Annotated in this window: 9 protein-coding genes; 5 read left to right on the forward strand and 4 right to left on the reverse strand. The window is 69.0% G+C overall.

The features are described 5' to 3' along the window. Window positions 1–265 precede the first annotated feature (265 nt). The 5 genes from V7050_RS13400 to V7050_RS13420 all read left to right on the forward strand — a co-directional run bounded on the left by V7050_RS13400 (window position 266) and on the right by V7050_RS13420 (window position 5888). Window positions 266–1180: a sugar phosphate isomerase/epimerase family protein gene (locus V7050_RS13400; RefSeq protein WP_324365060.1), complete on the forward strand. Its 915-nt coding sequence runs from the start codon at window positions 266–268 to the stop codon at window positions 1178–1180. 230 nt (window positions 1181–1410) lie between these two features. Further along, window positions 1411–2430: a substrate-binding domain-containing protein gene (locus V7050_RS13405; RefSeq protein ID WP_324365062.1), complete on the forward strand. Its 1020-nt coding sequence runs from the start codon at window positions 1411–1413 to the stop codon at window positions 2428–2430. A gap of 61 nt (window positions 2431–2491) precedes the next feature. Then, window positions 2492–3985: a sugar ABC transporter ATP-binding protein gene (locus V7050_RS13410; RefSeq protein ID WP_324365065.1), complete on the forward strand. Its 1494-nt coding sequence runs from the start codon at window positions 2492–2494 to the stop codon at window positions 3983–3985. After that, window positions 3982–4947 (forward strand): ABC transporter permease, encoded by a 966-nt coding sequence (locus V7050_RS13415; protein WP_324365067.1) that lies wholly within the window; start codon window positions 3982–3984, stop codon window positions 4945–4947. The genes V7050_RS13410 and V7050_RS13415 overlap by 4 nt, the downstream gene beginning before the upstream one ends. Continuing rightward, entirely contained in the window at window positions 4944–5888 is a 945-nt protein-coding gene (locus tag V7050_RS13420; protein ID WP_324365069.1) for an ABC transporter permease, read from the forward strand. Before V7050_RS13415 ends, V7050_RS13420 begins: the two co-directional genes overlap by 4 nt. A 293-nt stretch (window positions 5889–6181) precedes the next feature. Here V7050_RS13420 and V7050_RS13425 read toward each other — a convergent pair whose 3' ends face one another. The 4 genes from V7050_RS13425 to V7050_RS13440 form a co-directional block, all read right to left on the reverse strand. Further along, window positions 6182–7255 carry an ABC transporter ATP-binding protein gene (locus V7050_RS13425; protein ID WP_324365071.1) on the reverse strand — a complete coding sequence of 358 codons (1074 nt, stop codon included), beginning with the start codon at window positions 7253–7255 and terminating at the stop codon, window positions 6182–6184. Window positions 7256–7263: 8 nt separating this feature from the next. Next, complete coding sequence (locus tag V7050_RS13430) at window positions 7264–8130, reverse strand: carbohydrate ABC transporter permease (RefSeq protein WP_324365073.1); 867 nt, start codon at window positions 8128–8130, stop codon at window positions 7264–7266. Then, window positions 8127–9005, reverse strand: coding sequence for a carbohydrate ABC transporter permease (locus V7050_RS13435; protein WP_324365075.1), 879 nt, complete (start codon window positions 9003–9005; stop codon window positions 8127–8129). The genes V7050_RS13430 and V7050_RS13435 overlap by 4 nt, the downstream gene beginning before the upstream one ends. Window positions 9006–9058: 53 nt before the next feature. After that, window positions 9059–10147: ABC transporter substrate-binding protein (locus tag V7050_RS13440; RefSeq protein ID WP_324410666.1), on the reverse strand; the 1089-nt coding region annotated here is incomplete at its 5' end.

The following is a 10147-nucleotide window of genomic DNA, read 5'->3' on the forward strand; positions in this document are numbered from 1 at the left end:
AGGGCAGCGCCCGGCCCGGGCGGAAGCGAAGCGCCCGCGTCGTGCCGGAGGCGCGTCTTCGGCGTGACGGGGCGGGGCGGGCGCTGCCCGGCGGTGCCTGGCCTCGACGGGTTGGCGGCACTCGGCGCGCGCGGAAACCGGCCTGAACCGGCTGCGCTGCCAAATGCGATTCCCCTGCGCCCGGGACGGGCCCGGCTTGACGCGGGCGCCCGCCGCGGAAGAGAAAACCGGACCGCCCTCGCCGCAACTTGAAAAGGATGATGGCATGAAACTCGGTCTGCTGACGGCACCCTTTCCCGACACGGAGCTGATGGAGGTCGCGCGCTGGAGCGCCGCGGCCGGGTTCGAGGCGCTGGAGATCGCCTGCTGGCCCGCCTCGGGCGGGGAGGCGCGGCGCTATGCGGGAACCTCGCATGTGGACGTGGACGGGATCACCGAAGCCCGGGCGCGCGAGATCGCCGCCGCGCTCGGCGAGACGGGCATCGCGATCTCGGCGCTGGGCTATTATCCCAACCCGCTCCACGGGGAGGCGGCCCATCGTGAGCAGGTCATCGGGCATCTCAAGAAGGTGATCACCGCGGCGGGGCTGATGGGGGTGGGCGTGGTCAACACCTTCCTCGGCGGGGACCGGGGCCTCGACGCCGACCGCAACTGGGACCGCGCGCGCGCGATCTTCCCGGAGATCGTGGCCCATGCCCGCGACAGCGGCGTGACGCTCGCCTTCGAGAACTGCCCGATGATCTTCTCGGCGGACGAATGGCCCGGCGGCCACAACATCGCCTATTCGCCGCGGATCTGGCGGCGCATCTTCGAGGAATGGGGCGATTCCGTGGCCATGAACTTCGACCCGAGCCATCTCGTCTGGCAGATGATCGACCAGGGCCGGTTCATCCGCGAATTCGGCGGCAGGATGGTGCATGTCCACGCCAAGGACGTGATGATCGACCGGGACGGGCTCTACGAGAACGGCGTGATGTCGGTCGGCATGGGCTGGCAGGTGCCGCGCATGCCGGGGCTCGGCGACGTGGACTGGCCGGGCTTCTTCTCGGAGCTCTACCGGGCGGGTTACGACGGGCCGGTGATCGTCGAGCACGAGGACCGGACCTTCGAGGGCACGGACGCGGCGGTCAAGCGCGGCTTCCTCATGGCCCGCGACGTGCTGCGGCCCTATGTGAAATAGGCGGGCGCCGCCCGCACCGTCGCCGAACGGACTGTGGCGCAACGATAATTCGACTTGTCGGCGCGGTCGGAGGCGTCCATGCTTCCGCTTGGCGACGCAACGCCATGAAGTGCGACCGGGCGAACCCGCTGCCGGGACCGGCCGCATGGCCCGAGCCGGCGAGAATCCGGCCGGAAGGATCGCCGAAAGAAGCGCGGAAACCGCGCGCAACCAACGAAAGGGAGAAAGCTTTGACTACCAGGAAGATGCTCGCAACCATCGCGCTCACGGCGCTGCTCGCCGCCCCCGCGCTCGCCGAAGACTATACCATCGGGCTCTCGAACGGCTGGGTCGGCTCCGAATGGCGCACCCAAATGATCGAGGAGGCGCAGGCCGCCGCGGCGGCCTGGGCGGACCAGGGCGTCAATATCGAGCTGGTGATCTCCTCGGCCGACATGGACGTGCAGGGCCAGATCAACGTCGTGCGCAACATGATCAACCAGGGCGTCGATGCCATCATCATCAACCCCAACAGCCCCACCGCCTTCGATCCGATCATCGCCCAGGCCGCGGGCCAGGGCATCCTCGTGATCGCCACGGACGCGGAGGTCTCCTCGCCGGACGCCTATTACGTCGGCATCGACCAGAAGGGCTGGGCGATGCAATCGGCGAAATGGCTCGCCGAGACGCTCGGCGGCGAGGGCAAGGTCGTGGCCATCAACGGCGTCGCCGGGCATCCGGCAAACCAGATGCGCGTCGAGGGCTATCAGGAGGTCTTCGAGGAGTATCCCGGCATCGAGGTCGTCAACGAGGCCAATGCCAACTGGGACCAGGCGCAGGGCCAGCAGACCATGCAGACCCTGCTCGCCTCCAATCCCGATCTCGACGGCGTCTGGGTCCAGGACGGCATGGCCGCCGGCGCCTGGCGCGCCATCGAGGCCGCGGGCCGCGACGACATCGCCGCGACCGGCGAGATCCGCAAGGACTTCCTCGATACCTGGGAGGAGAAGGGCTACACCACCGCCGCTTCGGTCAACCCGCCCGGCGTCATGGCCTCGGCGCTCAATGCCGCGGTGCTGATGCTGCAGGGCAACGAGATCGACGCGAGCAAGATCTCCGGGGTCTACGGCAATGCGCTCTACATCCCGATCCCCTTCATCTCCGGCGAGAACGTCGAGGCGGCGCGCGCCAGCGCCGAAGGCAAGCCCGATTATTACTCGGTCACCGAGACGGTGAGCGTGGACGACCTGAAATCGGCGTTCTTCAAGTGACGCGCCCGGACGGGCGGCGGCCCCGGCCCCGCCCGTTCCCCACCCGCGGCGGACCACCGTCTTGAGCCTTCTCGTCGCCGAGAACATCCGCAAGGCCTTCGGCAGCACGCTGGCGCTCGACGGGGCCTCGCTGACCGTGGAGCCTGGCCAGGTGCACGGGCTGATCGGCTCGAACGGCTGCGGCAAGTCGACGCTCTGCAAGATCGCCGCCGGTTCGGTCGGGGCCGACGAGGGGCGCCTGCGCTTCGACGGACGGGAGGGCTTCTTCGGCACGCCCGCCGCCGCCGCCGCGGCCGGCATCGCCGTCTTCTACCAGGAATTGAGCCTGATCCCCGACCTCGACGTGGCCGAGAACATCGCGCTCGGCCACGAGCCAAGGCGCCGCGGCATGGTCGACGGCGCGGCGATCCACCGGGAGGGCGCGCGGCTTCTCGCGCGCTTCGGCTCGGCGGGCGGCAAGGGGCTCACCCCGGGCGCGCTGGTGCGCGACCTCTCGGCCGACCAGCGCCAGATCGCCGAGATCTGCAAGATCCTCGCGCGCGCGCCGAAGCTGGTGATCTTCGACGAGGCCACCTCCTCGCTCGACGGCGACCAGGTGCAGATCTTCTTCGAGATCGTGCGCGCGCTGCGCGAAGCCGGCACCGGCATCATCTTCATCTCGCACCGCATGGACGAGCTCTTCGCGATCTGCGACCGAATCACCGTGATGCGCGACGGCCGGACCGAGGCGACCCTGCCGGTGGCCGGGACCGACCGCGAGGCGGTCCTGACCCTGATGGTCGGGAGCGCGCTGGCCACCCGCCACCGGGACGAGGCGCCGCCGCGGCCGGGCGCCCCGGTGCTGGAGGTCGCGGGGCTCAGCAACGCGGTGCTGCGCGACGTCTCCTTCACCCTCCATGAAGGCGAGATCCTCGGCCTCGGCGGCCTGCACGGCCAGGGGCAATCGGCGGTGCTGCGCGCGATCTTCGGCGCCGATCCCGCCACCGGCTCGGTGCGGCTCGGCGGCACGTCCCAGGACCGGCGCAGCCCCGCGGCCGCGATCCGGGCCGGCCTCGGCTATGTCTCCGGCGACCGGGGCGTCAACGGCGTCTTCCTCGACCGGCCGATCCTCGAGAACATGGCGATCGCGTCTCTCTCCAAGTCCCGCGCCGCGGTCTTCCGGCCGCGGGCCTTCGTCGAGCGCGTCGGCGAGATCGTCGCCCGGCTCAACCTGCGCTTCGCCGGCTACGACTTCCCGCTGCGCACGCTCTCCGGCGGCAACCAGCAGAAGGTGGTGATCGCGCGCTGGCTCGCCACCGGGCCGCGGGTGCTCCTGCTCGACGATCCCACCAAGGGCATCGACGTCGAGGCCAAGGCCGATCTCTACGCGATCATCGACGAGCTCGCCGCCGAGGGCGTGGCGATCCTGCTGCATTCCTCGGAGGACGAGGAACTGCTCACCACCGCCCACCGGGTGCTGGTCTTCGGCTCGGGCCGCATCCGCGCGGATCTCGCGGGCGAGGCGCTGACCCCGACGGCGCTCTACCGCGCCGCCTACGAGGTCAGCGCCGCATGACCGAGGCATCCGCCCCCGCCCCGGAGGGCCGCCCTCCTCTGCGCATCCGCTGGGCGCTCGCCTTCGTGGTCTTCGCCGTTTTCTTCGCGGTCAACGCCTGGCTCCAGCCCTCGCTCCTGACCGCCCGGGTGCTCGCCTCCAACCTCACGAGCTTCCTGCCGCTGGTGCTCGTGGCGATCGGCCAGACCTATGTGGTGCTCGCTGGCGACATCGACCTCTCCGCCGGCGCGATCATCGCGCTCGTCAACGTGAGCGTGGTCAGCCTCATCGAGCAGGCGGGCGGCAGCGGCGGCGCCATCGCGCTGGGGCTCGCGGCCGGCATCGCGCTGGGGATCCTCTGCGGGCTCCTCAACGGGCTGCTGGTGGCGGTGCTGCGGCTCCAGGCCATCGTGACCACCTTCGCCACCTCGATCGTCTTCGGCGGCATCGCGCTCTGGATCCTGCCCCAGGCCGGCGGCAGCGTGCCGCAGGCCTATTGGCGCGGCTATGCCGGCGGCCTCGGGCCGGTGAAGCTGACGGTGATCCTCTTCCTCGTCGCGCTCGGCACCGCGATCCTCTGCTCGCGCATGCGCTGGTACCGGCACCTGCTGGCGATCGGCGGCAACCGGCTCGGCGCCTTCCAGTCCGGGCTTGCGGTGACCCGCCAGCGGGTGATCTCCTACGTGCTCTGTGGCCTCTTCGCCGCCCTCGCCGCCCTCTGCCTCGTCGGCGAGACCGCCAGCGCGGATCCGCTGCTCGGCCCCTCCTTCACCCTGACCTCCATCAGCGCTGTGGTGCTCGGCGGCACGGCGCTCGCCGGCGGGCGCGGCGGGGTGATCGGCTCGATCCTCGGCGCGCTGACGCTGGGGCTGATCAACAACATCGTCTTCTTCGCCAAGCTGCCCTATGTCACCCAGGACCTGGTCAAGGGACTGATCATCCTCGCGGCGCTGGCCGGCGGCATCCTCGGGGCCCGCCGATGAGGCTGCTGCGCAACCCGCTCGTGCTCGCCGGCCTCGCCATCCTCGCCCTGCTCGCGATCGGCGAGGCGGTCGCGCCCGGCTTCGCCGGGGCGGGCCAGCTGCGCAGCCAGTTCGTCATCGCGGCCATGCTCGGCGTGATCGCGGCCGGGCAGAACCTCGTGATCCTCGCCGGGCGCGAGGGCATCGACCTCTCGGTCGGGGCGATGCTCGGCCTCGGCGCGCTGGTCGCGGGCAACGTGATGAACGGCGACAATGCGATGATCCTCGCCGGGCTCGGGGCGGCGGTGGCGGTGACCGGCGCCTTCGGCCTGCTCAACGGGCTCGGCATCACCATCCTGCGCATCCCGCCGCTGGTGATGACGCTGGGCATGGCCGGGGTGATCCAGGGGCTCCTGATCATCCTGACCTCGGGGCGGCCCTCCGGCCGGGCCGCGCCGGCGCTGACCCGCTTCATCATCGACCCGCTCGTCGTCGGGATCCCCGGCCTCGTCTTCGTCTGGGCGGGCCTCGCCCTCCTGCTGATCTGGTTCCTGCGCCGGTCGCGGGCGGGGCTGAACATCTATGCCATCGGCACCAACCAGGAGGCGGCCCGGCTCTCGGGCGTGCCGGTCACCGCCACGCGGATCCTCGTCTTCGCGCTCTCGGGCGCCTTCTCGGGGATCACCGGCTTCCTGATCCTCGGCTATACCCAGAGCGTCTTCATCGGCGTCGGCAACGCCTATGTCCTGCCCTCGATCATCGCCGTGGTGATCGGCGGCACCCCGCTATCGGGCGGCACGGGCGGCTATACCGGCACCATCGCCGGCGCCATCCTGCTCACCCTGCTCCAGAGCCTCCTGAACGCCATGGCGATCGAGCCCTTCGGCCGCCAGATCATCTTCGGCGTGGTGCTGATCGGCCTGATGCTGATCTACGGCCGGCAGGACCGCCTGCGGACATAGATCTCCGAGCCCCGCAGGCCCGAAACGCGGTCACGATGGCCCTGCACGATCGTTTCAAGGGAACGACCGGAAGGAAGGCCGGGTCCCGCGCCCGTCACCTGCGCCTGATCCACGAAGAGCGGGCGCGGCCGAAACGGGAGGCCGGCGCAGCCTGGCACTGCATCTTGCGGTTCACGCCGCGCGGCATGGCGTCTGTGAGGCGCTCTCCTCAAAGAGGCGCGATCTCCCGGGGCGCGGGGAGGTCGCCGACCCGGCGGTCGACCGCGACGCCGCCCGATGCCGGGACCGGACGGCTAGAGCCGCGCGCCGGTATCCCGCGAGAAGAGCGAGGCCGCCGCGGCGCTGAAATCGAGACCGATCTCCTCCCCTTCGCGACACGCACGATCCCTCTCGACCCTGACCGACCACAGCCTGCCATCGACCGACATCCAGAGGATCCGGTCCGCCCCCATCAGGTCGATGCTCTCGACCCGGGCCCGGAGCCGGCCCGCTCCGGGCGCCGTCAGGCGGAGCGCCTCGGGCCGGATCCCGAGCTCGGCCTCGCCGGCGGGCGCCCCGTTCGTCACCTCGTAGCCGGACAGGTCGAGATCGCCGCCGCCACGGACGAGGCGAAGCCCATTCTCCGCGACGAGGGTTCCGGACAGGAAATTCATCGACGGCGAGCCGAGGAACCCCGCGACGAAGCGGGTCATCGGCTTGTCGTAGATCGCCTGCGGCGTGTCGTATTGCTCCACCTTGCCGCCCGAGAGCACCGCAACCCGGTCGGCCATGGTCATCGCCTCGACCTGATCGTGGGTGACATAGACGATGGTGGTCCCGAGGTCGCGGTGAAGCTTCTTGATCTCGACCCGCGTCTCGGTGCGCAGCTTCGCGTCGAGGTTGGACAGGGGCTCGTCGAAGAGGCAGACATCCGTCGACCGGATCAGCGCCCGGCCAATGGCGACCCGCTGGCGCTGTCCGCCCGAGAGCTGGCCCGGCTTGCGATCGAGCAGCTTTTCGATCTGCAGGAGTTCCGACACCCATTTCAGGCGCTTCTCGATCTCGGCGCGGGGCGTCCGGTCGATCCTGAGTCCGAAGGTCAGGTTGTCGCGGACACGCATCGTCGGGAACAGCGCGTAGGACTGAAACACCATCGCGAGGCCCCGGTCGGCGGGCTCGGCCGTCGTCACGTCCCTGTCGCCGATCAGGAGCTGGCCGCCGCTCGGATCCTCGAGTCCCGCGATGATGTTCAGCAGCGTGGACTTGCCGCAGCCCGACGGCCCGAGAAGAACGGTAAACTCGCCAGGCTCGATCTGGAGGTTGATCCCCGACAATACCGGCGTGGCGCCGTAGGATTTCGAGACGTTCCTGAGATGGATGCTCTTCACGGCCGGTCCTACCCCTTGACTGCGCCGGCCGCGATTCCGCGCACGAAAAAGCGACCCGAGAGAAAATAGACGACGAGGGCGGGCAGCGCGGTCAGGAGGCTGGCGGCCATGTTGACGTTGAGGATGGCCGCGCCACGGGTATTGCTGACGATATTGTTGAGCTGCACCGTCATCGGCATGTTGTCGTTGCCCGCGAAGATCAGCCCGAGCAGATAGTCGTTCCAGATCCCGGTGAATTGCAGAATGGCGACCACGAGGATGATGTTCGTGGACATCGGCAGGATCACCGAAAAGAAGGTCCGCAGGAAACTCGCGCCTTCCATCCGCGCGGCCTTGGTGATCTCGCCGGGAATGCCGAGGTAGAAGTTGCGAAAGAGCAGCGTCGTGAACGGCAGGCCGAAGATGACATGCACGGCGACGATCCCCGGATAGGTGCCGAAGAGGCCGACGCGGCTTAGCATGATGACCGTCGGATAGATCATCGATTGGTAGGGCACGAACAGGGCAACGCTGATCAGGAACATCGTCGCATTGGACAGGCCCGATTTCCACTCGGTCAGTGCAAACCCGTTCAGCGCACCGAACAGGATGGAGATGATCACCGCCGGGATCGTGATCTTGACCGAATTCCACAGGCCGGGCGAGATCCCGTTGCAGTCCAGTCCGGAACAGGCTTCGGACCAGGCCATGCGCCAGGCGTCGAAGGAGGGTGCGGCGGGCAGGGCGAGCAGCGATCCGGCCCGGATCTCGTCCATGGGCTTGAGCGAATTGACGACCACGAGCGCAATGGGGAGGAGAAAGAAGACGGCCGAGGCCAGCAGGAAGGCATAGAGGCCGATCGTGCCGATATCGGGTCTCCGCGCGGTCGCGCTCATTTCTTCTGCGCCCGGTATTCCGCCCAGAAGTAGGGCACCAGCATCGCCACGACGAGCAGCATCATCAGGATGGAGGCGGCGGAGGCGAAGCCGATATTCGCCCGGCCGAAGAAATGATCGACGGCGAATTTCGCCGGCAGGTCCGAGGCGAAGCCGGGGCCGCCCTTGGTCAGCGTGATCACCAGGTCATAGGCGCGGATCACGTCGGAGGCGAGCAGGACCACCGCCGAGGCGACCACCGGCCAGAGACTGGGCAGGATGATCTGGAGATAGCCGCGCCAGAGCGGAATCCCCTCGACCCGGATCGCCTTCCAGAGGTCGCTTCCGATTCCGCGCAGCCCGGCGAGCACGATGATCATCGCGAAGCCCACCGAATGCCAGACACCGGCGATGACCAGCGTGTAGATCGCCCGCTCCGGATCGCTCAGCCAGTCGAAGGCGAAGCTCTCGAAACCGAACCCGCGCATGATGGCCTGCACCCCCTGAGCGGGTTCGAAGATCCAGCGCCAGGCGAGGCCCGTGACGACCAGCGACACGGCGAAGGGATAGAGGAAGATCGCCCGGAAGACCCCCTCCCCCCGGACGTTCCGGTCGAGCAGGATGGCCAGGAAGATGCCCAGCGCCATGGAGACCACGACATAGAGGACGCCGAAGATCACCATGTTGACCAGCGACACGATCCACCGGTCCGTGGACCAGAGCCGCGAATACTGGTCGAAGCCGACGAAATTGTAGACCGGCAGCAGTTTCGAACTGGTCATGGAGATCACCCCCGTCCAGACCAGCGAGCCGTAGAAGAAGAGCGCCACCACCAGAAAGAACAGGACCGCGACGCGCGCGGGCCTGTAGGACGACCTGAAGCTGCCTGACGTCATTCGGCTCTCTCGCATGGGAACGGGGCGGCCACCTCGGCCATCCGGCGGGGCGGTCAGCTGCCGGAGAGGATGCCCGCCAGCGCTTCGGCACCGCTCTCGGCGCTCATCGACGGATCGGCCCAGTATTGGCCCACCAGATCGGTCAGCTGGCCGAGCTGATCGCCCGACAGGCTGGAATAGACCGTGGGCAGGACGACCCCCTCGCGCGCCGCCGCCGCGCCGAGGGCGGCGCAATGGTCGAGCGCACCGCTCTCGACCGTGTTGACCACGGGCACGGAGCCCTTGCCCGCCGCGATTGCGGAGGCGACATCGGCGCTCATCGCCAGGCTCGCGAGCGTCTCCTGGCCGGCGGCTTCCTCGTCGCTGTCGGGGTTCGGGAAGACCAGCACATCGACGACGATGACATAAGGCGTGCCCGACGCGGACGGAGCGAGCATGCAGCCGTAGTCCGATCCCGCCGTCAGGCCGGCTGCGGAGAACTCGCCCTTGGCCCAGTCGCCCATCGGCTGCATCCCCGCACGGCCCGTCACGACCATGTTGGTGGTGTCGTTCCAGGATCGGCCGGTGCTGGCCTCGTCGGCATGGCCGCTCACCTCGCGGAGCAGCTCGAAGGCGCGGATCGTGTCGGCGCCGGTCGCCCGCTCGGCGTCGTGCTGCACGAAGAGCGCGTCATAGAGCTCGTCGCCGCCGACCCCGATCACCAGGTCGGTCAGGACGTAGAGGATCTGCCAGGGCTCGCCGCCGATCGCGAGGCCGACCTTGCCCTCCGCGTCGATCCGATCGGCCGCCGCGATGATCTCGTCCCAGGACTTCGGCGCCTCGATCCCGAGTTCCCCGAAGAGCGAGCTCGAGTACCAGATCCAGTTGTCGGCATGCATCCCCAGCGGGATCGCGACGACGTTGCCGTCCGACAGCATGGACTGCCAGACGAGCGGGGAGACCTGCTGTTCCCAGCCTTCCGCGGCGGCGAGGTCGTTGAAGTCGCGCAACATCCCCGAACCGGCCATTTCATCGACGGTTCCGCCGGGTGTCGTCAGCAGGGCGGATGGCGCGTCGCCGCCCATGATGCGGCTGATCGCCAGCGCGGTGGCGTCCTCGCCGCCTCCGGTCGCACTGTCGACCCGGGTTCCGCCCGCCGCGAC

Origin of the sequence: Amaricoccus sp., assembly GCF_036846665.1 — a bacterium.
Lineage (GTDB): Bacteria > Pseudomonadota > Alphaproteobacteria > Rhodobacterales > Rhodobacteraceae > Amaricoccus.